The following is a 22,857-nucleotide window of genomic DNA, read 5'->3' as shown; positions in this document are numbered from 1 at the left end:
TTTACATGGCGCCGAACATCACCCGCGACAACACCATGCCCCCGGCCCAGCTGGCGCACGCGCTGGCGCTATCCGCCAATGCGATCTTCATTGCCGACAGCAGTGGCCGGCTGGTGTGGATGAACCAGGCGTTCGAACGGCTCAACGGACAGGCGGGCGCATCGCGCCAGGAGGCGTTTTCCCTGGATGCCTATCGCGGCCCGAACAGTGCGGACATGTGGCGCACGGTCCAGGCCGGCCAGGTGTGGCAAGGCGAATTGCTGGCGCGGCGGCCGGACGGCAGCACCTATGCGGTGGCGGAAATGGTCACCCCGCTGGTCGACGAGCAAGGCGGCATCAATTACTTCATCGCGATCCAGCATAACGGGCAGCACTGCCCCGATGGCGGCGCCGAGCATTTCCTGGCTTACCATGACGCGCTGACCGGCTTGCCCAACTACACCAAGTTCATCGAGGAGCAGCAGCGGGCCATCACCAATGCCAGCCGCCAGCGCCACATCGTCGCCACGCTGTTTGTCGACCTGGACCAGTTCAAGCCCGTCAATGACACCCACGGCCACCAGGTCGGCAATTTGCTGCTGGTGGCGGTGGCGGACCGGCTGCGCGCCGCGGTCCGGCACGGCGACCTGGTGGCGCGCTATGGCGGCGATGAATTCGTCATCCTGTTGCCTATCGTGCCGGGCAAGGAAGTGGCGCTGGCGCTGGCCGACAAGGTGGTACAGGCGATCGGCCAGCCCTATACGCTGCGCGGCCAGAAGATCGTGATCGGCGCCAGCCTGGGAATCGCCTTGTATCCCGACGATGGCGCCGACGGCGCCACCCTGCTGATGCACGCGGACCGGGCCATGTATGCCGCCAAGCGCGGCGGCGGCAACCATGCGGCTGCCAGCCGCATCGAACATGCCGCCGCGCGGAGCGCCCCATGAGCCACGCCATGCCCCTGGCGCCGGTCAGCGCCGCGCCGCCGCCCGCCTACACCGACAGTTGCGACGGTTGCCGGCTGCGGCGGATTTGCCTGGTGCCGCAAGAGCCGGGACAGCCGCCGCTGCCCCTCGTGCATCGGCAACGCGTGGCCCGCAACGCCCAGTTGTATCAGCCCGGCACCCCCACCGGCGGCCAGTTGTACGTGGTGCGTTTCGGCAGCTTCAAAACCTATGACGGCGGCCCCGGCGGCCATGTCACCGGTTTTCCCATGAGCGCGGACCTCATCGGCTTGGACGATCTGGGCCTGGCGCGGCATGCCGGCGGCGCCAGCGCGGTGGAAGACAGTGAAGTGTGCGTGCTGGACGTCGGCTCCGCTCCGGCGGGGTTTCCGCAGTTGCATCGCATGTTCAGCCGGCAAATGGCAACCGTGCAGCATACCGGACTGCTGCTGCGCTACACCGGCGCCGAGCAACGCCTGGCCGCGTTTTTGCTGCGCCTCGGCTTGCGCTACGGCGAACTCGGTTATTCGCATGAACGCTTCAATCTGCCGATGGCGCGGCATGACATCGCCGATTTCCTGAACCTGACGCCGGAAAGCGTCAGCCGGCGCTTTTTGCAGTTCAAGCGCGACGGCGTGCTGGCGATTCATGGCAGGGCCATCCACATGCTCGATCCGGTGGCATTGCAGCAAGCCGCCACCGGCGAGCCGCCGGAGCAGCCGGGGCGGTCCCGGGCGGCGGTGAGTGACTGAACCCGCATGCGGACACGAGCGCATGCCGTCATCAAGAGAGGCAGCAATATGGCGACCCGCGATGGCCCGCGCAATCAACTGTTCGATGCGATCCTCCACAGCGGCGGCGCACCGTGGGTGGCCAGTGCCCGCCTGGTGGAGCTGGCGCCGAAACAGTTGCTGTATGGCCCCGACTGTCCCATCACGCATGCGTATTTTCCCCTGACCGCCGTGCTGTCGGTGCGTTGTCTGCTGGAGAATGGCGACACCTCCGAGATCGTCGCGGTCGGCAGCGAAGGCATGCTGGGCGCGCCGCCATGGCTGGCGCGCACCACCCGTTCGCAACGGATACAGGTGCAGCATGGCGGCTCGGCTTACCGCATCGACTGCGCGATGCTGCAAACGCCGCTCGATGACAGTGGCGCCCTGCGCCACGTGCTGCAGCATTACGGCCGGACCTTGAATGCGCAACTGCTGCAGGAAGCCATTTGCGTGCGCCACCACTGCGCCGAACAACGGCTCTGCAAATGGCTGCAGCTGATGGCGCACCGCAGCCGGTCGGACCGGTTGCACATCACGCAGGAAGTCCTGGCGGCGATCCTGGGCGTGCGGCGCGAGTGCGTCAACGACGTGCTGCGGCGATTGCAGCTGCGGCGCATCGTTCAGTACACCCGGGGCCTGATTGAAATCCTGGAGCCGCGCGCGCTGGCCTGCCACGCCTGTGAATGCGGCACCGTCATGCTGGCCATGTTCGCGGCGCAGCAAGTGGAACTGAACGGCGCGCTGGAATGGACCACGGCGGAATGCGCCTTGCCAGCGGCGCGGCTCCCGTCAAGGCAGAGAGGTGTGCCATGTTGTACGAATTCGTCTCCCACAACCGGGAAGCCCTGAACACGCGTTGCCGCGCCATGCTGGGACTGCGGCCGGACCCGCCGGCGTATGACGCGGAACTGAACAACGGCGTCCCCATGCTGCTCGGCCAGCTGATCCACGCGTTGCGCACCGCGCAGGACGGCGATGCCTCCGCCCACGGGCGCGGCGCCCCGCAGCGCGGCCGCGCATTGCAGGAACTCGGCTTCAGCGTCGATCACGTGGTGCATGGCTATGGCGCCCTGTGCCTGGCCATCACCGACCTGGCGACGGAACGCGGCGTCCCGTTCCAGTCCGGGGAATTCCGCGTGCTGTGCCGGGGCCTGGAAAACGCCATCGCCGACACCCTGAATGAATATGGCGCCGCCGATGCCTTTCCCGCCGCCGGCCACGACGATGGCAACCGGCGGCTGGGTGTCTTCGTGCACGAATTGCGCAACTTGCTCAACAACGCCACCCTGGCCTTCAGCGCCGTCAAGTCCGGGCGCCTGGCGCTGGACGGCATCCCCGCCGCGATCGTCGAACGCAGCCTGGTCAGGATGGAGCGGCTGATCGCCAGCTCGCTGGCGGAAGTGCGCAACGTCCATCAGCAGGGCACGCCGATGGCGCTGTTCTCGCTGGCCGGCTTCATCGAGGAAGCCCAACTGTCCGCCCAGTTGGCGGCGCGCGCCAGGGCATGCACCCTGGTCACACCGGAAGTCGACCCGCAACTGGCGGTGTACGGCAAGCGCGAATTACTGCTGGCGGCCGTGGCCAACTTGCTGCACAACGCCTTCAAATTCACCCGTGACCGGAGCAGTGTCACGCTGCGCGCCCACGCTCCCGCCACCCGCATCCTGATTGAAGTGAGCGACCAGTGCGGCGGCTTGCCGCCAGGCTGCGCCGGCGCCATCTTCCTGCCATTTTCCCAGCCCGGCGGCAACCGCAGCGGCCTGGGCCTGGGGCTGACCATCGCCCGCCAGTCGGTGCTGGGCAGCGGCGGCACCCTGGAAGTCACGGACCGCCCGGGCGCCGGGTGTACCTTCACGATCACCCTGCCGCGTTTTACGCTGTCACCAGCGTGAAGCAAGCGTTGAAACACGCCCAAGCCTGTTACGCCATGGCCGAACAGGGGGATTACCACGCATTGCTGCAGTACTGCCGCAGCCACGGCGTCGAATTGCCGCCCCACGCGCCACCCGTCACGGCGCATGAACGGCGCCATTTGCTGGACTGGCTGGCGGCGCGCGTGGGCGACCACGGCTGGTGGCACAAACGCCTCAAGCTGCACGCATCGCGCGCACGGCGGCGCGCGCTTGACGGCGGTCACGCCGGGGCATGACTGCCACCGTGCCACCCCGGCCGGCGCCGCGCCACACTACCGTTGAAGCAGCGCGCGTCCCCTCCGAGAGGAAGCCCATGAACCGCACGACAGAACGTGATCCCCTCAGGCTGGCCACGATACTCCGTGTGCTCGACCTGCTGGCGCTGGTGCTGGCCGCCGAAGTTGCCACTCTGCTGCGCTTCGGACCCGCCACCGCGGAATTTCCGCCGATTTACAGCGTGCTGCAATATGTGGCGGTCGGCCTCGGCTACGCACTGTTGCCCCGCTTCGGCCTGTACAGCGCGTGGTCGACGCAAACCCCGGGACGGATGGCGCTGCAACTGTGCTCCGCCTGGGCCTGCACACTCGGCATCCTCGTCCTGTTTGGCGTGCTGACCCGGCTGGCCGGCGACTTGTCCCGCCTTTGGCTGCTGTACTGGTATGCAACCGGCGCCGCGCTGCTGGCGCTGGTCCGCGCCGCCACACGCTGGAGCCTGCCCCTGGCGCGCCGCCACGGCTGGCACGGCGCGCAAGTGCTGATGATCGGCGGCGGCGTCCTCGGCCGGCAATTGCTGCGGCACGCGCGCACCGAAGGCCATCTCGACTACACGGTACGGGCATGGTGCCCGGCGCCAGGGGAAGGCGGCGCGCCCCCGGCGCACGGCGTCGACGCGCTGGAGCAGGTGGACCGGTTGCCGGAGTACCTGCAACACAACGCCATCGATGAAATCTGGATCGCCTTGCCGATCAGCGAAGCCGGCACCATCGCCCGGTTGCAGCATTTGCTGCGCCACCACTGCGTGGAAATACGCTGGATCATGGACACCGGCCCGCTGCAAATCCTGCGCACCAACATGGAAACCTTTTTTGGCTACCCGACGCTGAACCTGAACTGTCCCGGTACCGGCTACTGCAACCGGCTCGGCAAACTGGTGTTCGACAAGGTGTTCGCGGTGCTGGTCCTGACCTTGCTGTCGCCCCTGTACCTGGCAATCTGGATCGGCGTGAAGCGGTCGTCACCGGGACCGGCCTGCTTCATCCAGCGCCGCGTGGGATTGAACGGCGCCGTCTTCAATGTGTTCAAGTTCCGCACCATGTGGCTGCATGACGCGCCGGGCCACGAACTGCGCCAGGCCACCGCCAACGACAGCCGCGTCACGCCGTTCGGGGCATTCCTGCGCCGCACCAGCCTCGATGAATTACCCCAGTTTCTCAACGTGCTGCTGGGCGACATGTCGGTGGTGGGCCCCCGTCCGCATGCGGTGCAGCATACCGCGATGTACAGCGATTTGCTGGACACCTACATGGTGCGGCACCGGGCCAAGCCCGGCATCACCGGATGGGCCCAGATCAATGGCAGCCGCGGCGAAACCGACACCCTCGACAAAATGATCAAGCGGGTCCAGTACGACGTGTATTACATCCGGCACGGCACGCTCTGGCTGGATCTGCGCATCGTGCTGTGGACCGCGCTGCGCGGCTGGAGCGACCGCAACGCCTATTGACGCGTTCCCTTGTTGTTACCCCTTACGCAAAGGAGAAGGAAATGGACACCAACAAAACCGCCCGCATTTATGTGGCGGGACATAACGGGCTGGTCGGCGCCGCCATCGTGCGCGCGCTGCGGCAGCACGGCTACCGCAATATCATCACGCGCAGCCGCGCACGGCTGGACCTGACCGACCAGGCGCAGGTGCGCGCATTCTTCCAGGCCGAAGCCATCGACCAGATTTACCTGGCCGCCGCCATGGTGGGCGGGATCCGCGCCAATGACCGCTACCCGGCCGAATTCATCTATTCGAACCTGCAAATCGAAACCAACGTGATCCATGAAGCCTGGCGGCACGGCATTCGCAAGCTGCTGTTCCTCGGCTCGTCCTGCATCTACCCGCGCCTGGCGGAGCAGCCGATGCGTGAGGCGGCATTGATGAGCGGCCCGCTGGAACCGACCAATGAAGCGTATGCCGTCGCCAAGATTGCCGGCATCAAGATGTGCGAAGCGTACAACCGCCAGTACCGCACCAGTTACCGCAGTGTGATGCCCACCAACCTGTATGGCCCCGGCGACTTCTACCACCCGGAAAACAGCCACGTGATCCCGGCGCTGATCCAGCGGCTGCACCAGGCGCGGCTGGCGGACGCGCCGGAAGTGACGATCTGGGGCAGCGGGCAGGCGCTGCGCGAATTCCTGTACGTGGACGATCTGGCGGAAGCCTGCCTGCATGTGATGGGATTGAGCAGCCTGGCTTACCGCGACGCCACCGCGCCGCACATGTCGCACCTGAACGTCGGCAGCGGCAGCGATATCACGATCGCACAACTGGCGCAGCTGGTCGCCGACGTGGTGGGATATACCGGCACGCTGCGCTTCGATACCAGCAAGCCCGATGGCGCCCCGCGCAAGCTGCTCGACTCGTCGCTGATGCGGCAATTGGGCTGGCAGCCGCATGTCGCGCTGGAAACGGGCTTGCGTGAAACCTACCACAGCTACTGCCGCGCCACCAACGAAGGCGAGCGCTATGCACCGGCGCGCCGGCTGGACGGGATCGGACTGCAGTGCCGCCGCTCGTTCTTCACCGATGCCGCGCGCCACCACGCTTACCAGGATATGTCGGCTCCCACCTGAACGGCGGCCGGGGCGCCACGCGCCCCGGCAATCCCAGCATTGTCATTGCACCGATAACGCCGCGCCGATGCCCGCGTGCATGCGCCGGGCCATGTTATCCACGGTATAGCGCCGGGCGCCGGCGCGGGCCTGCTCACCCAGGCGAATCATCTGATCCGGGTTGCGCAGCGCGGCCACCACCGCGTCGGCATAAGGCGCCTCGCCGTTGGCGGTCATCACGCCATTGACGCCATTCTCCAGGTAAGCGATTTCCGGTGAATGCATGCCGCAATCGGTGGTAAACATCGGCCGCCCGCTGGCAAACGAATCGAGAATACCCAGTCCCACCATGCCGGGATTGAGCATCACGTCGGCCAGCATCATGGCCTCGCATTTGGCGTGGCCATGCAGCGGCCCCAGCAGGCGAACCCATGGCAGCCTGGCGGCGGCCTCCGCCATCATGCTTTCCTGCGGCCCCGCTCCCACCACCAGCAACTGGAAGGCCGGCAACCGTTCGCGGATCCGGCATGCCGCGTCGAGCAGGAATTCCAGCCGCTTTTCCTTGTACAGCGACCCCAGGTACAGTCCGACCGGGCCATCTTCCAGCGCCATGGCCGCGCGCCGGGCGGCCAGGTCCGGCGCCGTGATGGCGGCGCATTGGGCGATCATTTCCTCCACGTCCACCGCATTTTCCACCACCGTGGTGCGCTCGGCCGGATACCGGGCGGCGGCCAGCAGGCGGGCGCTCAGGTCGGTATAGGCAAACCACCAGTCGGCCCTGCCCACGGTCCAGCGCTTGAACCGTTCGCGCCAGCCGTGCGGACGGTCCGACTGCAGGTTGGCGCCGTGGCCCCAGAAGGCCAGCCGCCGGGGCCGGGCGCCGAACATCAGCCACAGGTTGTACAGGATTTTATTTTCATGCATGACAATCACCAGGTCGGCGCCGCGCGCCGCGCTGCCGAACGGTTGCCAGCACAAACCGCTTTGCGTCAGGTAGCGCGTGGGAATTTGCCGCGCCCACGGCAGGTGGGCTTCATTGCGCTTCATTTTTTCCGCCGTGGTGCCTTCCCCCACCAGCAATTCCAGCTCGATCCCGTCGGCCTCCAGCAGTTCGCGCAGCCGCGCATAGAAACCAACCCGGTAGCCCAGCAACTGCCGTTCGACAATCACGACGCGCGAGCGCGAACGGTAAGTACGGCCGGCCGCCAGCAGTTCGCGCTGCCGGCCGGCCGCGAGCGCGCAAGCCTGCGCCAGCCCTTCGGCGGCATGCACGAACGTGTACTCCGCCACGATGGCGCGGCTGCGCTCGGAAAAGCGGCGCCGCAGCGGTTCCTGGGTCAGCAACAGTTCCGCCCGGTCGGCCCAGCCCGCCACGTCAAGCTCGCACACGAAACCATTTTCACCGTCGCGCACCAGTTCATGGGCCACGCCGGCATGCGGCGTCACCAGCACCGGCAAGCCGGCGGCGCACGCTTCATTGGCCACCACGCCCCAGGGATCCCAACTGCTGGGGAACACAAACAGCCGCGCCGCGCCATACAGCGCCGGCAATTCCCGCTGCGCCGCAAAGCCGGCAAAACTGGCGTCCACCAGGCCGGGGAACAGGCCGGCGCCGCGCCGTACTTCCGGCTCCAGCGATCCGGCGCCGACAAACAGCACACGGATGCGGCGCCGCAGCCGCTTGCCCAGTTCGACCGCCAGCGCCAGCACGAATTGCGGATTCTTGACCGGTTCCAGCCGTCCGCTAAAAATCAGGTCATACCGTGGCGGCGGCTGCGCCGGTGCATAGGCGCTGTTGTCGACGCACAGTTGCGACAGGAAACGCTGCGCCTTCGGCAAGCGGTAGCGGTCAAACAGCGCCAGGCCGCCGTTGCTGGCCGCCACATAGCTCTGCGAACGGGCATACACCAGGGCCCGCACCAGGCGGTGCAGAATGGTCAGCGAACGTTCGGACTGCTCGGTGCCGTCCGTCATCGCCACGTGCGCCAGCCGGCGCCAGCGCGCATAGGCAAACGCATACAGGTGGGTCGGATTGAAGCCGTCGGTCACCACCACGTCCGGCGCATAGCGCCGCAAGGCGTCCACCACGTCGGCGTTATGGTGGATGTAGCGGCCGCGATGCTCGGTCATCGCGGGACGCAGGATGGTCTGCTCGCACGCCAGGGGCGGACAATCCCATTCCCGGTTGGGCTCGCGTTCAGTGCAGGCGATCACGCAGACCGCGATGCCGGGCATCCGCGACAGCGCGGAAAACACCGGCGTGCGGTATGGCGCGAGCGTGTTGGTGACAATGGCGATCTTTAACATACTGTTCCTTTCGCGAGACGGATCCGGGGATGCCCCGGCGCCCTCCCATTGAAACCGCTGTGTCCGCCATAGCGGCTGCACACCGTCATTTTCCGCAGTGACAGGCGTCAACCGGCCATGGGCCGCCTCCCCTAAGCTGAAACAAGGCCGCGCTTGCGGCCCCAACCCGGAAGGAGTGCACACCATGGGACTTGTCCTGTCACGCCACCGTATACCGCTGCTGGTTTCCGTCGCGGCGCTGTTGAATGCTTGCGCGGCGCCGCCATCGGGCCCGCTGCGGGGCTCCGCCGAATTGTCCGTGACGCCGCTGGCCATCACGCCGGAACTGGTGGCGGACCAGTATAGCCAGCGCCTGCGCCGCAAGGCCGAAGACCTCGGCGTCCTGATCGCCACCGCCGCCCCCTACACCATCGGCCCGGGCGACGTGCTGGCCATCACGGTCTGGGGCCATCCCGAGCTGACCGTGGCGCAGCTGAACGGCAATGCCGCCAACATCTCGCCGGTTGAACAGGCCGCGGCGGCCGCCACCGCGCAGGGTTTCGTGGTCGGCCCGCAGGGCACGCTGCAATTTCCGTTCGCCGGCACGGTGCCGGTCGGCGGACTGACCGACCTCGGCGCCGGCGAACTGCTGCGCAAGCGGCTGGCGCGCTACATCCATCAGCCCAGCGTCACGCTGCGGGTCCAGTCATACCGCAGCCAGCGCATTTATATTGACGGGGAAGTGCGCAGCCCCGGGCTGCAAGCCATCAACGATATTCCGATGCACTTGCTGGAAGCGCTGAACCGCGCCGGCGGCATTTTGCCCACCGGCGACCAGAGCCGCATCGCCATCATGCGCGGCGGCGACCGCTACCAGGTCAGCCTGCCGGAACTGGTGCGCCAGGGGATCGATCCGTCGGGCATCCTGCTGCGCCATGGCGACGCGGTGCGCGTCCCCAGCGCCGACGAGGGCAAAGTGTTCATCACCGGTGAAGTCATGACGCCGAAGGCGCTGCCAATGCATAACGGCCGCCTGACACTGAACGAAGCCATCGGCGAGGCCGGCGGCATCAACACCACCACCGGCGATCCGCGCCAGGTGTATGTGGTGCGCCGCAATGGCGCCGACGCCGTGGTGTACCGGCTCGACGCCGGGGTCCCCGGTGCGATGGCGGTGGCGGAAAGCTTCGAGCTGACCCCGCGCGACACCGTGTATGTCGCGCAAAGCGCCCTGGCCAGCTGGCACCGCACACTCAGCCTGCTGATTCCCGGCTCGCTGCCATCGGCCGTTTCGGCCGGCCGCCAATAACCGCCCCGGGAGGCCGCCATGCCGCTACAAGACTCGCCCCAGCACTCGTCTCCGCAGTCATCCCCGCATTCATCCCCGCATCCGGTCGCCCCGCTGCCGGCGCCGGGCCCACTGCCGCTGCACCCCGCCGCACCGGCTTCGCTGGTCGACGACACCATGGAACTGGCCGGCTATACCCGCATGCTCGCCGCCAGCCGCTGGGTAATCCTGGCGTCCACCCTGCTCTGCTGCGCACTGGGCCTGCTATATGCGCTGCTGGCCAGTCCGGTCTATGAAGCGACCATGCTGATCCATGTCGAAGAAGACAAGCCGAACAATTCCAAGAACATGATCGGCGAGATTTCCGCCCTGTTCGATGTCAAGGCCGCCGCGATCTCGGAAATGGAACTGCTCAAGTCGCGCATGGTGATCGCCAAGGCCGTCGACACCCTGGGGCTGTACGTCGACGCGCACCCGGTCTACCTGCCGCTGGTCGGCCGCGCCCTGGCGCGCTGGAACCCCGGCTTGTCCACCCCCGGCATCTTCGGCTATGGCGGCTACGCGTGGGGGGGAGAAAAAATCGACATCGCCGAATTCTATGTGTCGCCCGCCTTGCACGGCGTCCCGTTCGACGTCATCACGCTGCCCTCCGGTAAATACCGCTTGCAGCAGCAGCGCTTCGCTGTGGACCTGGTGGGCGCCGTCGACACGCTGATGACGGCCACCCTGCCGCAGGGCCGCCTGTCGCTGCGCGTCAACCGCCTCGATGCCCTGCCCGGCGCGCGCTTCCAGTTGCGCTACGTGGCCAAACTCGATGCCATCGAACATGTGCAGCGCTCCATGACCGTGGCGGAAATCGGCAAGCAGTCCGGCTTGATCAGCGTGACCCTGGAAGCGCCGGACGCCAGTTCCGCGCACAACGTGCTCAACGAAATCGGCCGCGAGTACCTGCGCCAGAACGTGGCCCGCAAGCTGGAGGAAGCGGAAAAGTCGCTGGCCTTCCTGGACCGCCAACTACCCGACATCAAGGAACGGCTGGACCGGTCCGAAGCCGAGTATTATCGTTTCCGCCACGGCAGCGGCACCATCGACCTGGCCGAGGAAACCAAGCTCAGCCTGCAACAAACCGCCGCCGCCAAGGCGCGCCGCCTGGAGTTGCAGCAAAAACGCCACGAATTGCTGGCCAGCTTTACCCCCGAACATCCGGCGCTGCAAGCGGTGGACCGGCAACTGGCGGCGGTCGGCGCGGAAATCAGCCGGGCTGAAAGCCATATCCGCCAGTTGCCCAGCCTTGAACGCAACCTGCTTCACCTGAGCCGCGAAGTCAAGATCAACACCGACCTGTACAGCACATTGCTGAATTCCGCCCAGCAACTGCGGCTGGTCAAGGCCGGCAAGGTCAGCAACGTGCGCCTGGTCGATCCGCCCATGCTGCCGCTGGAACCGGCGCGCCCCGACCGCGGCAAGATCGTCGCGCTGGCCACCATCGGCGGCCTGGTGCTGGGACTGGCGCTGGCGGCGCTGCGCAGCATGCTCCACAAGGGCATCGACCAGCCCGCGCGGATAGAACGCATGCTGGGCGCGCGCGTGGTCTATGCCAGCATTCCCCACAGCGCGGCACAGCACCATGTGCAGAAAAACTGGCCCGGCCCCAACGGCATCCCCAACCTGCTCGCGTGCATCGCCCCCGCCGACCCGGCCATCGAATGCCTGCGGACGTTCAGGACCGCGCTGCTGTGCACGATGGGACGCTTCCGCAACAACATCATCCAGGTCAGCGGCGCCACCGACCACCTCGGCCAATCCTTTGTCACCGCCAACCTGGCGGCGGTGCTGGCCATGAGCGGCAAGCGCGTGCTGCTGGTGGACGCCGACTTGCGCCATGGCCAGTTGCACGCCTGCTTCAAGCGTCCGCGCGAAAATGGCCTGTGCGAAGCCATTGCCGGCCAGGTGGCGCCACACCAGGCGGTCCATCCCAACCAATTGCCGGGGCTGGACTTCATGACCACCGGCAACCTGCCGCCCAATCCTTCGGAATTCCTGCTGCACCCGAACTTCGCCACGCTGTTGCAAACGCTGGCGCAGCAATACGATTACGTGCTGCTCGACGCCCCGGCGCTGCTCAACGTGTCGGACGGCCTGGTCAGCGCGGCCCATGCCGGCGCGGTCTTCCTGCTGGCGCGCGCCGGCGTCACCACCGAAGACGACATCAATGAATCGATCAAGCGGCTCCACCATGCGGGCGTCTCGCCCCAGGGCGTGCTGTTCAACGACCAGAAATTAAGCGCGCGCCAACTGGACAACTACCCGCCCCTGCTGGCGCATGCCAGCTAATCCATCCATTCCTGACAGAAAGGATACCCATGCCCGGCAATGCCTCCCCCTCGCCCCTCCCGCTACGGCGCGCCAGCGCCGGGCCGGCCCCGCTCCCGCCCGGTGCTGGCGCGCCGCCGCCGCAGACGCCGCCGCGCGCCGTGACCATGCGCGACGGCGTCGATCCCGCCCAGGTCGGCCCCGCGCTGGTGCAACTGTATGGCAACCTGTACGCCACGCTGCCCCAGTTCCTGTTCGATGGCAGCGTCGACGGCTGCCACACCTATGCGGTACACCAGGGCGGCGTGTTGCAAACGCTGCTGGTCTACCGCCTGTCCGGCAACCGGATTGAAGTGCTCAATGAAGTGATTTGCCTGGAGCCGGCGGAAATCCGCGCGTTCGCGGAACAGGCGTTTTCGCGCCATCCGCAGGTACGGGCGGTTGGCTGCCGCGCGGTGCACGCCGCCGACTGCCGGGGCGCCCGCCCGTGCCAGCGTTATGACTACCTGGAAGATACGGTCATTACGCTACCGGCCAGCGTGGCCATCTACCACGACAGCCTGAGCAAGAATGCACGGCGCAACATCAAGCGTGCACAAAGAGCCGCCGACGCGCTGGCGCAATGCGCGTTCGAAGTCTATGACAGCGGCCAGGTGCCGCCCGCCGACGTGCGGGCCATCATCGCACTCAATTATGCGCGCATGGCCGGCAAGAACAAGCGCTCCGGCTTCAATGAAACCGAAATCCGGCGCATCCTGTCGCTGGTGGAACATAGCGGCCTGGTGGGCGTGATCAAAGTCGGCGGCGTGGTGCGGGCCGGCGCGATCGCTTGCCGCACCGGCAACAACTACTTCCTGCTGGCGCTGGCCCACGATCCCGCGTATGACCAGCAGAGCCTGGGGTTCCTGTGCTGCTTCCACACCATTTGCGCCTGCATCGGGCGCGGTGGCCGCGAATTCCATTTCCTGTGGGGCCGCTACGCGTACAAGCAGACATTCGGCGGCGCCCTGCGGGAACTGTACCGCATCGTGCTGTACCGCTCGCGCCTGGCGATGCTGCGCGAGGGCGGGCTGGTGGCCCGGACCTGGTACAACGGCCAGCGGCGGCGCGCCATGCTGTGGCTGCATGAGCGCCGCCAGCATCCGTCGCCGTTGTTTGCCGTGGCGTTGAATCTGCTGGAGCGCTGGCGCCGCTGGCGCATCGGCAACGCCACGGCGCCCGGCGCCTGACACACGCATGCCTGTTGACCACCATGAAAGCACACCATGTTCATCGATACCCGCCAGTTACCGCAAGGCCATACGATCAACACCACCGTCTGCATCATCGGCGGCGGCGTCGCCGGCCTGACCATTGCACTCGAGCTGGACGCCCTGGGCATACCTTGCTGCGTGCTCGAGAGCGGCGGCTTCGCGCCTGACCCGGCCACCCGCGACCTGTATCGCGGCTATGACACCGGCCTGCCTTACCAGTTTGCCGACGGCTGCCGCAGCCGCTTCCTGGGCGGCAGCAGCAATTGCTGGGGCGGCTGGTGCCGCCCCCTGGACCCGTGGGACTTCCAGCAGCGCAGCTGGATCCCGCACAGCGGCTGGCCCTTCGCGGCCAGCGAACTGAACGGCTACTATCGCCGCGCCCAGGCCGTGCTCAAGCTGGGACCGGACAATTTTTCCGCCGCCTACTGGGAACAAGCCATCGGCCGCGACGATTGCCGCCGCCTGCCGCTGCCGAGCGGCCGGGTGCGCGATACCGTGTCGCAGTTCAGCCCGCCGGTACGCTTTGGCAAACTGTACCGGGACGACCTGGCGCGGGCGCGCCACGCGCACATCCACCTGTACGCCAATGCGCTGGACATCGAAACCGACCGCCCCGCGACGCGCGTGCGGCGCGTGGCCGTCGCCACGCTGTCCGGCCTGCGCCTGTCGGTGACGGCCCGGCATTACGTGCTGGCCTGTGGCGGTATTGAAAACGCGCGCCTGCTGCTGGCGTCGAACCGCATTGAACCGGCCGGCGTCGGCAACGGCCATGACCTGGTCGGCCGCTACTTCATGGACCATCCGCGCCTGCTGTCGGGCAACGTGGTGTTCGCGCGGCCGTGGGCCCGCAACAAGCTGTTTGACATTAAATACCATTACATGAACCGCGCCGTGGCGGCCGGCGGCACCCACATCGCGGCCCAGCTGGCGCTGACGGAAGCGACGCTGGCGCAGGAACGGCTGTTGAATGCGCGGGTCTGGTTCCAGTCGGTCTTTCCCGGCGAAGGCAGCGCCGCCGCGGGCGCGCTGTACCGCTACAAGCAAGCCACGCTGCACAAGGACCAGCCGGGCTGGAACTGGCGCGGCGACCTGGCGACAATGGCGGCGCACCCGCTCGACACGCTGGGCTACGGCATGACCCGCCTGGTCCAGCCGCGCTGCCTGATCCGGCAGGTGCGGCTGCAGGCCATCGTCGAACCGGCGCCGGATCCGGACAGCCGCGTCAGGCTGGCGGTCGGCAGCCACGACCAGCTGGGCCTGCCGCGCGTGAGCGTCAACTGGCGCCTGGGCCACAACGTCCAGCGCACGTTTGACCGCACGCTGGCCATCGTCGCCGCCGAACTGCAGCTGGGCGGCGTGGCCACGGTGGAACTGGACGCTCCGCTGGAAGGCGGCCCCTGGCCCGCCAGCCTGGCGCCGGAAGGCACCTGGCACCACATGGGCACCACGCGCATGCACCACGACCCGCGCCAGGGCGTGGTGGACGCCCATGGCCGGGTGCACGGCCTGGCCAACCTGCACATCGCGGGCAGTTCGGTGTTTCCCACCGCCGGCGCCAATTTCCCCACCATCACCCTGACGGCGCTGGCGCTGCGCCTGGCGGACCGGCTGGCCGCCACCCTGGCCACCGCCACCGAACTGCGGGACGCGCCGCCCTTGGAGCAGCCATTGGAGCGGCCCCTGGCGCAGTCGGCGTAAGCGCCGTGAGCGGCATAAGCGGCATGGCCGTCACAGCACCTGCCGCCGCACATCCTCGATGACACTGGCGCGCGCCCGCGCCAGGCGGCTGCGCACGGTGCCGACCGGACAATCGAGCACACGCGCCAGGTCGCCATACGGCAAGCCGCTGTACTCGCGCAGCACATACGCGGCCCGCAGCGGCGGCGGCAACGCCCGCACACTGGCAAACAAGGTGGCCTGCAACTGGCGGCAGGCCAGGACCTGCTCGGGTTGCGCCGACGCGCCGGGATCGGCTTCCTCGGCGCCGTCCGACGCCTCCGCCGCACGGTCGGGGCGCAGCCGCAGCAGGCGCAGCTGGTACAGCGCGAAGTTGCGCGCGATCGCGTGCAGCCAGCTGTAAAAACGCGCTTCGCCACGGAATTCCGGCAATGCCTGCCACGCGCACAGCAACACCCCCTGCACCGCATCGTCCGTGTCGGCCCGGTTGGCCAGCATCCGTGCCAGCATGCCGGCCAGGCGCGGGCGGCAACGCCGCGCCAGTTCGCCAAACGCGGCGCCATCCCCCGCTTGCGCCAGGCGCACCAGCACGTCTTCCGGCAATTGCGGATAGCACAGGCCCGGTACCTGCCGTGGCTGCCTGGCGTGGTTCATCAAGCTGTCTCCGCGTTGCCGGCCCGGTTGCGCCCAGTGCCCTGTTATACCGTCGCGTACCAATGCGGCCGGTGCGAATCGGTCATGCGCGCAACTGTCCAGGCGCGCCCCGCGCGCCGCGCCGCGCACGCACGGCAGCCCGCAAAGTGACGGCAGTCAACCGGCCTGCGTCTAGCGCCTGACGGGGCCTGGCTTGGCCTAGTATCGATACAAGCCCGGCAGGAAAACAGGTCACAGACCCGTTGCCGCAACGGGCGCCCGCGTCCCGACCTTCACGGAGTCTTCCATGCGAAACGAACCCGCCCTGCAACCACCGATGACCGCGCCAGTCGTGCCGCCCTACCGCAAATCCGCGCTGATCACGGGCATAACCGGGCAGGACGGCGCCTACCTGGCCGAACTGCTGCTGTCCAAGGGTTACCAGGTGCACGGCGTGCGGCGCCGCACGTCGCTGCCGAACGATGGCCGCATCGCGCACCTGCGCGCCGCGCAAGAACGGGAAGCGCTGGTGCTGCACGATGGCGACATGACGGACACGGTGTCGCTGATGCGGGTGGTGGCGCAAACCGCGCCCGACGAGATCTACAACCTGGCGGCGCAAAGCGACGTCGCGGTCTCGTTCCAGGTGCCGGAATACACAGCCGACGCCGACGCGATCGGGCCGCTGCGCCTGCTGGAAGCGGTGCGCCAGCTGGGCTTGTCCAACCGGACCCGTTTTTACCAGGCGTCCACCTCGGAACTGTTCGGCCGGGTGCGTGAAACGCCGCAACGTGAAAGCACGCCGTTCGCCCCCTGCAGTCCGTATGCGGCGGCCAAGCTGTATGCCTACTGGATCACGGTGAATTACCGCGAAGCGTATGGCATGTATGCCTGCAACGGCATCCTGTTCAATCACGAATCGCCGCTGCGCGGAGAAAATTTCGTCACCCGCAAAATCACCCTGGGACTGGCGCGCATCGCTTGCGGCGAGCCGCACCCGCTGGCGCTGGGCAACCTCGACGCGCTGCGCGACTGGGGCCACGCGCGCGATTACGTGCAAATGCAATGGCTGATGCTGCAGCAAAGCGCCGCCGACGATTACGTGATCGCCACCGGCCACCAGTACAGCGTGCGGGACTTCGTCAGCGCGGCGGCGGCGCGCCTGGGCATCACGCTGGCATGGCGCGGCGAGGCCTGCGGGGAACGGGCCGTCATCGACCGCCTGCAGCCGGACAGCGTGGCGGCGCGCCATTGCCATCCCGGCCAGCTGGTGGTGCAGGTCGATCCGCGCCTGTTCCGTCCCAGCGAAGTGGCGACCTTGCTGGGCGACGCCGGCAAGGCGCAACGGGCGCTGGGATGGCAACCCACCTGCGGCTTTGAACAGCTGGTCGACGAGATGGTGGCGTCCGACCTCGACGCGGTGCAGCGGGCATTGCGCAGCGATGCCCCGCACGCCACGCCGCTGCAGCCGGTCTGACGTGGGCGCCGCAACTCCACCGGCGGTACCGGAGCGCGCGCTGCTGCGCCGGCTGCATGCCGGCGGCAAGGCGTGGCGCGGGCCGCTGCTGGTCAGCCTGGCAAACCAGGGGGTCGGCAGCGGCGGCAACTTCCTGCTCGGCCTGTACCTGGCCCGCACCATGCCGCTCGACCAGTTCGGTCTATATGGCATGTGCTATGGCGCCTGCCTGCTGTATGTCGGCATCGGCAACGCGCTGATCCTGACCCAGTTGAGCATCGTCCTGCCGGGGTGTCCACCGGCCGAACAGCAGGTGCGCGCCGGGCGCCTGCTGCTGGCGGTCCTGCTGCTCAACGGCCTGCTGCTGGGGCCGGCGCTGCTGCTGGCGCTGGGCCTGCCCTGGCTGCCCGCGCCCTGGCCTGCCCTGCTGCAACCGCTGCAACTGGTGGCCCCCGCCGCCGCCCTGATGCTGGGCCTGGAATTTTTCGCATCCTATGCCTACCTGCGGCGCATGGAACACCGCGCGCTGGCGGCCAATGCCGTCACCATGGCGGCGCTGGCCGCCGGCCTGGCCACCCTGCACCTGTTGCACCTGCCGCTGTCGGCGACGGCCGTGCTGCTGGCGTATTGCGCGGCGCTGGCGCTGGGCTGCGCCGCCGCGGCCTTGCTGGCCCGGCCGCCGCTGCGCCACAGCCTGCCCAGCGTGCGGCGCGAATGGCGCGCCGCCTGGCGCCACGGCCGCTGGGCGCTGGGGGGTGTCGCCATCACGTGGCTGCAAGCGCAATCGTATACCTACGTGCTGGCCGCCCTGCTGGGCCCGGCAGGCGCGGGCCTGGCCAACATGGCGCGCATCTTCATTTCGCCGTTCTCTTTCCTGCTGCCGGCGGTCAACAAGATCGCCATCCCGCGCCTGGCGCAATTGCGCGCCACTGATCCGCTGCGCACCCGCCGCCTGTCGCACCGCCTGACCGCCGCGCTGACGGCGCTGGCGCTGGCCTATAGCGCCATGCTGCTGGCTGGCTTCGACCTGGCCGAACGATTGCTGCTGGGACGCGGCGTGCCCGGGGTCGCGCAGCTGGCCGCGCTGTGGTGCGCCGTGCTGGTATTCCAGGTGTTGCGCAGCGGCGGCGCGGTCTTGCTGCAAATCGAGCAGCGCTTCCGCGTATTGACCTTGCTGAACCTGCCCAGCGCGGCCGTGACCCTGGCGGCGGGCGCGCTGCTGGCCGGGCTGTACGGCGCCGGCGGGGCCCTGCTGGGCCTGCTCGCTGGCGAACTCACCCTCACTTACCTGATCTGGAAGGAAATCCGCTATGCGCCCCCAGCCATCCCACAAACCGTTGCGCACGGTTGATGTCTGTATTGCCACGTTCCGCCGCCCCGGCCAGCTGGCCGCCCTGCTCGATGCGCTGGCGCTGCAAACGGCGCCAGGCTGGCAAATGCGGATCGTTGTCGTCGACAACGACGCGCAGGGCGGCGCCGGACCCGCGGTGGCCGCGTGGCGCGCGGCCCATGGCGGATCCATCGAGCTGGTGTACGACATCGAGCCCCGGCAAAACATCGCACTGGCGCGCAACCGCGCGCTGGCGCTGTCCCGGGGCTGCCGCATCGCGTTCCTCGACGACGATGAATTGCCGTCGCCCGGCTGGCTGGCCGCCATCCTCGGCTGCCTGGAACACTTCCGCGCCGATGTGGTGTTCGGGCCGGTGGACAGCGTCCTGCCGCCCCACGCGCCGCGCTGGGCCAGGCTGTGCTACCGCAAGCAGGTGCTGGCCACCGGCGCCCCGGTCACCCATGGCGGCGCCGGCAACGTGGCGTTCCGGCGCTCGGTGCTGGGCAACCGCCCTGATCCGTTCGACCCCGCCTACGGGCGCACCGGCGGCGAAGACACCGACTGGTTTTACCGCCTGCACCTGGCCGGCCGCCGCATGGTGTGGTGCGCGGAGGCAGCCGCCACCGAGACCGTGCCGGACGCGCGGCTGAAACTGTCCTGGGCCCGCCGGCGCGCGTTCCGCAGCGGGCAAACCTATTACCGCGTGGTGGTACGCCGCTATCCGCCGTCCAGGGTGGCGCTGTGGTTTGCCCTGAAAGTGGCGCAATTGCTGGGCGCGCTGGCCGCCGCGCCGCTGCTGCTGCTGGCCAGCCGTCCGGCCTACGTGGCGCTGACCTTGCGCGGCGCCGGCGCCGCCGGCCAGCTGGCGCGCTGCCTGGTGACCCGCGATGTCGAGGAATACCATGGCCGCCCTGAGCATTGAGCACCCGGCCGCCGACCGGCGCTGGATGGCGTGGCCGCTGCTCGCGTACATGGCGTGTTCGGGCATGCCGATCGCCTACAGCCTGACGCAGTCGCGCCCGATGCTGGTGGCCGACGTCGCCGAGATGACCTACGCCGCCGCCTCCAGCCAGAATTCGCTGAATTCGCTGCTCAGCATGGCGGTGCTGGGTTGCCAGTATGGCGTCGCGCTGCTGGCGCTGCTGCGCCACCCGCGCGGCGCCGTCATGGTGCTGGGCCGGCATTGGCCGCTGGCGGCCCTGCTGGCGCTGATCTGCGCCGGTGTGCTGTGGAGTTACCAGCCGGCCAAGGTGGCGCTCAATTTCGTGCACAACGCCGGCGTGATGGCGATCGCGCTGGCCGCCGCCGGCTATTACCGGAGCGATCCGTGGCGCCTGGCCACCGATCTTGGCCATGTGCTGGGCCTGAACATGGCGCTGCACCTGGCCGCGGTGCTGCTGGCGCCGGCCTATGCGGTGGACTGGCAGGCCCGCTGGCAAGGGCTGAGTCCGCACCCGAACACGCTGGGCGCGTTGGCCTTCACCACGTTCTGGGCCAATGCCTGCGTCTTGTTTTGCCTGCCGCACGCGCGCCACCGGCGGCTGCACTGGGGCTATTGCCTGCTGGCGCTGGCCGCGGTGGTGGGCGCCGACAGCGTGACGTCGAAACTGTCCTGCCTGGCGGTGCTGCTGCTGGCGCCGTCGTTGCGCGCACTGTGGCGGCACGGCGCCGGACTGCGGGTCTACCTGGCCGCGCTGGCGCTCGGCGGCGCCGCCGTCACGCTGTACAAGCTGCTGGAAAGCGCGGTGGACTTGCGCTGGCTGTTCGGCATGCTGGGACGCGACAGCGAACTGACCGGCCGCGCCAATGTGTGGGCCGACGCATGGAAAGCCATCGGCGCGCGGCCGCTGCTGGGCTGGAGTTTCGACGACCATGCCTACCTGATCGCCTCGGCCGGCATGCCGTATTCGAGCTACCACAACGGCATGCTGGACCTGGCCGTCAACGGCGGCGCGGCCGCGCTGCTGCTGACGGCGCTGGTGCTGCTGTTCTGGGCCATGGATTTCCTGCGGCCGCGCCGCCTGGCCCGCTCCATCGCACCGCTCAGTGTCACGTTCGTGCTGGTGTACCTGATGCACAACATGACCGAAGCGTCGCTGGTCTCGCCACGCGGCCAGATGTGGGTGATTTTCCTGGCCCTGCTGTGCGTCGGCGCCAGCCAGCCCTGGCACCCGGCCAAACCGCCGCCCGCCGGGAGCGCGCCATGACTGCGTCCGCCGCTTACCGCGCCGACATCGACGGCCTGCGCGCGCTGGCCGTGCTGGCCGTGATCGCGTTCCATGCCTGGCCGGCCGGTGTCACCGGCGGGTTCGCCGGGGTCGACATTTTCTTTGCGATTTCCGGCTACCTGATCACCAGCCTGATCACGCGCGAGACCGAACAAGGCCGCTTCAGCCTCGCGGAATTCTATAACCGGCGCATCAAGCGCCTGCTGCCGGCCTATGCCGTGGTGGCGCTGGCCACCTTGCTGGCCGCCAGTTACCTGATGATACCGAACGACTACGTGTTTTTCACCACGTCGCTGGCCGCGTCGTGGGGGTTTGTGTCCAACGTCTTTTTTTCGATGCTGAGCTGGGGGTATTTTGGCCGGCGCACCGAGGAATTCCCGCTGCTGCACACCTGGTCGCTGTCGGTGGAAGAACAGTTTTATTTTCTCTATCCGCTGCTGCTGGTGTGGCTGTTGCGGCGCCGCCCGCGCCAGGTGACGGCCATCCTGGGATTGCTGGCGCTGGCCACGCTGGCGCTGTCGGAATGGCGCGCCGGCGTGACCGGCGCCTATTTCCTGCTGCCGTACCGCGCCCATGAATTGCTGCTGGGGGCACTGGCGGCCCGCGCGGCGCACCGCGCGCCGCCAGCGGCGGGCGCGGCCACGTTCCTGGCGCTGGCCGGCCTGTGCCTGGCCGTTGTCTCCCTGTTCCTGCTGCACCGGGGCGTGCATTTCCCCGGCATTAATTCCCTCTACCCCAGCGCGGGCGCGGCGCTCATGCTGTATGCGGGCAGCCGCGCCAACCCGGTCTCGGCCTGGACCGGATTGGCGCCGCTGGCCGCCATTGGACGCATGTCGTACGGGCTGTACCTGTGGCACTGGCCGCTGTTTTCATTCATGCATTACCGCCGCATCCCGTTCGATGGCGCCACCATCGCCGCCGCCTGTGCCGCGACATTCGCACTGGCCTGGCTGTCGTACCGCTATGTCGAACTGCCGGTGCGGCGCAACGGCGCGGCACGCCTGCGCACGACATTGCCGCGCTGGTATGCGGCGCCGGCCGTGGCGGCGCTGGCGGTCGGCATCGCGTCGTATGCCACCGAAGGCTTGCCCGCGCGCTTTGGCCTTGAGACCCGGGAACTGATCGCCAGCTACTCGTTCGAGCGCGACCTGAGCGGGGCCTGCGCAATCAAATCCGGCGAATACCAGGGCGTCAGCGCGCACTACCTGGAACAGCGCTGCAGCGCCGGTGACCGGCGCCAGCCGCGCGCCGAGCTGCTGCTGTTTGGCGATTCCCACGCCAACCATTTCAAACCGTTCATGTCGCGCCTGGCGCACGATGGCGGTATCCGGATGGTCTATTTTGTCGAAGGCAGCTGTTCGGCCATCGACTTGCATGATGCCGCCGCCGCCACCGCGCCCACGCCCTGCCAGCGGCGCAACGCCGACCTGCTGGCGCTGGCGCCCGGCTACCGTTACGTGGCGCTGGCCACGTTCTGGCAATACAAGGGACAGGAGGCGCTGTTCGCACAGCGCCTGGAGCAAGTGCTGCGGCGGATTGCGGCGGCCGGCGCGGTGCCGGTGGTGTTCAAGGACAACCCGTCGCTGGAACAGGACATGTCGCGCTGCGTCCTGTTCCGCCGGCGCGGCTGGCTGCCGCCGTCGGCCGACTGCGACATGGCCGCCGCCGAGATCACCGCCCGCCAGGGCTCGATGGACGCGGTGATCGATGCGCTGCGGCAGCGCTACCCGCAAACCATCGTCATCGATCCGAAACGCGTGATGTGCAATGCGCACACCTGTGTCACGTCCATCGGCAATACCGCCCTCTACAAGGATGCCAACCATATCAACCTGAAGGCGGCGGACTTGCTGGCGCGGCGCTATGCCGCCACCGCAGGCAATCCCCTGGCGCGGACCTTGCAGGCGGCGGCAGGCGCGCCCGGCCTGAAATAACATCCACCAACTTGCCACCGGACCTGC

18 protein-coding genes are annotated in these 22,857 nt (G+C 68.1%); 16 read left to right on the top strand and 2 right to left on the bottom strand.

The window, feature by feature from the left end; genetic code table 11:
- The first annotated feature begins 5 nt into the window (after window positions 1-5).
- From AC1RRC_RS02685 to AC1RRC_RS02655, 7 genes are all read left to right on the top strand, one after another.
- Entirely contained in the window at window positions 6-926 is a 921-nt protein-coding gene (locus AC1RRC_RS02685; RefSeq protein ID WP_493053701.1) for a diguanylate cyclase domain-containing protein, read from the top strand.
- On the top strand, window positions 923-1,675 hold the full coding sequence (locus AC1RRC_RS02680) for a helix-turn-helix domain-containing protein (RefSeq protein ID WP_493053700.1): 753 nt from the start codon (window positions 923-925) through the stop codon (window positions 1,673-1,675). Before AC1RRC_RS02685 ends, AC1RRC_RS02680 begins: the two co-directional genes overlap by 4 nt.
- 48 nt (window positions 1,676-1,723) lie before the next feature.
- A complete protein-coding gene (locus AC1RRC_RS02675) occupies window positions 1,724-2,545 on the top strand; it encodes a Crp/Fnr family transcriptional regulator (RefSeq protein ID WP_493053699.1) in 822 nt (273 codons plus the stop codon).
- Window positions 2,506-3,588 carry a sensor histidine kinase gene (locus AC1RRC_RS02670; RefSeq protein ID WP_493053698.1) on the top strand — a complete coding sequence of 361 codons (1,083 nt, stop codon included), beginning with the start codon at window positions 2,506-2,508 and terminating at the stop codon, window positions 3,586-3,588. Before AC1RRC_RS02675 ends, AC1RRC_RS02670 begins: the two co-directional genes overlap by 40 nt.
- 8 nt (window positions 3,589-3,596) lie before the next feature.
- On the top strand, window positions 3,597-3,845 hold the full coding sequence (locus AC1RRC_RS02665) for a hypothetical protein (protein ID WP_493053697.1): 249 nt from the start codon (window positions 3,597-3,599) through the stop codon (window positions 3,843-3,845).
- Between the two features lie 77 nt (window positions 3,846-3,922).
- Window positions 3,923-5,332 (top strand): undecaprenyl-phosphate glucose phosphotransferase, encoded by a 1,410-nt coding sequence (locus tag AC1RRC_RS02660; RefSeq protein WP_493053696.1) that lies wholly within the window; start codon window positions 3,923-3,925, stop codon window positions 5,330-5,332.
- A gap of 41 nt (window positions 5,333-5,373) precedes the next feature.
- Entirely contained in the window at window positions 5,374-6,453 is a 1,080-nt protein-coding gene (locus AC1RRC_RS02655; RefSeq protein ID WP_493053695.1) for a GDP-L-fucose synthase family protein, read from the top strand.
- A 42-nt stretch (window positions 6,454-6,495) separates the two neighbouring features.
- On the opposite strand, the gene AC1RRC_RS02650 is transcribed toward AC1RRC_RS02655, so the two are convergent.
- The gene (locus tag AC1RRC_RS02650) at window positions 6,496-8,739 is read right to left on the bottom strand and encodes a glycosyltransferase (RefSeq protein WP_493053694.1); all 2,244 of its coding nucleotides are present in this window, start codon (window positions 8,737-8,739) and stop codon (window positions 6,496-6,498) included.
- A 184-nt stretch (window positions 8,740-8,923) separates the two neighbouring features.
- Between AC1RRC_RS02650 and AC1RRC_RS02645 the strand changes: the two genes are divergently transcribed.
- Genes AC1RRC_RS02645 through AC1RRC_RS02630 form a run of 4 tightly spaced genes read left to right on the top strand, consistent with a single transcriptional unit; the run spans window position 8,924 to window position 15,270 of the window.
- Window positions 8,924-10,027 (top strand): polysaccharide biosynthesis/export family protein, encoded by a 1,104-nt coding sequence (locus tag AC1RRC_RS02645; RefSeq protein ID WP_493053693.1) that lies wholly within the window; start codon window positions 8,924-8,926, stop codon window positions 10,025-10,027.
- Window positions 10,028-10,045: 18 nt separating this feature from the next.
- Window positions 10,046-12,340 (top strand): polysaccharide biosynthesis tyrosine autokinase, encoded by a 2,295-nt coding sequence (locus tag AC1RRC_RS02640; RefSeq protein ID WP_493053692.1) that lies wholly within the window; start codon window positions 10,046-10,048, stop codon window positions 12,338-12,340.
- 29 nt (window positions 12,341-12,369) lie between these two features.
- Window positions 12,370-13,548: a GNAT family N-acetyltransferase gene (locus tag AC1RRC_RS02635; RefSeq protein WP_493053691.1), complete on the top strand. Its 1,179-nt coding sequence runs from the start codon at window positions 12,370-12,372 to the stop codon at window positions 13,546-13,548.
- 36 nt (window positions 13,549-13,584) lie between these two features.
- The gene (locus tag AC1RRC_RS02630) at window positions 13,585-15,270 is read left to right on the top strand and encodes an FAD-dependent oxidoreductase (protein ID WP_493053690.1); all 1,686 of its coding nucleotides are present in this window, start codon (window positions 13,585-13,587) and stop codon (window positions 15,268-15,270) included.
- Window positions 15,271-15,300: 30 nt separating this feature from the next.
- On the opposite strand, the gene AC1RRC_RS02625 is transcribed toward AC1RRC_RS02630, so the two are convergent.
- Window positions 15,301-15,903 (bottom strand): sigma-70 family RNA polymerase sigma factor, encoded by a 603-nt coding sequence (locus AC1RRC_RS02625; RefSeq protein WP_493053689.1) that lies wholly within the window; start codon window positions 15,901-15,903, stop codon window positions 15,301-15,303.
- Window positions 15,904-16,189: 286 nt separating this feature from the next.
- Between AC1RRC_RS02625 and gmd the strand changes: the two genes are divergently transcribed.
- Genes gmd through AC1RRC_RS02600 form a run of 5 tightly spaced genes read left to right on the top strand, consistent with a single transcriptional unit; the run spans window position 16,190 to window position 22,830 of the window.
- Window positions 16,190-17,359 (top strand): GDP-mannose 4,6-dehydratase, encoded by a 1,170-nt coding sequence (gene gmd, locus AC1RRC_RS02620; RefSeq protein WP_493053688.1) that lies wholly within the window; start codon window positions 16,190-16,192, stop codon window positions 17,357-17,359.
- Window position 17,360: 1 nt separating this feature from the next.
- On the top strand, window positions 17,361-18,689 hold the full coding sequence (locus tag AC1RRC_RS02615) for an oligosaccharide flippase family protein (RefSeq protein WP_493053687.1): 1,329 nt from the start codon (window positions 17,361-17,363) through the stop codon (window positions 18,687-18,689).
- Window positions 18,649-19,590 (top strand): glycosyltransferase family 2 protein, encoded by a 942-nt coding sequence (locus tag AC1RRC_RS02610; RefSeq protein WP_493053686.1) that lies wholly within the window; start codon window positions 18,649-18,651, stop codon window positions 19,588-19,590. Before AC1RRC_RS02615 ends, AC1RRC_RS02610 begins: the two co-directional genes overlap by 41 nt.
- A complete protein-coding gene (locus AC1RRC_RS02605; RefSeq protein WP_493053685.1) occupies window positions 19,571-20,875 on the top strand; it encodes an O-antigen ligase family protein in 1,305 nt (434 codons plus the stop codon). Before AC1RRC_RS02610 ends, AC1RRC_RS02605 begins: the two co-directional genes overlap by 20 nt.
- Window positions 20,872-22,830, top strand: a complete 1,959-nt coding sequence (locus AC1RRC_RS02600) for an acyltransferase family protein (protein WP_493053684.1) — start codon at window positions 20,872-20,874, stop codon at window positions 22,828-22,830. Before AC1RRC_RS02605 ends, AC1RRC_RS02600 begins: the two co-directional genes overlap by 4 nt.
- The last annotated feature ends 27 nt before the right edge of the window (window positions 22,831-22,857 follow it).

The sequence above is a fragment of the Pseudoduganella sp. GW821-FHT12E03 genome (assembly GCF_058807115.1).
Note: the sequence above shows the minus strand (reverse complement) of the source record. Positions and strands in the feature narration are given on the sequence as shown.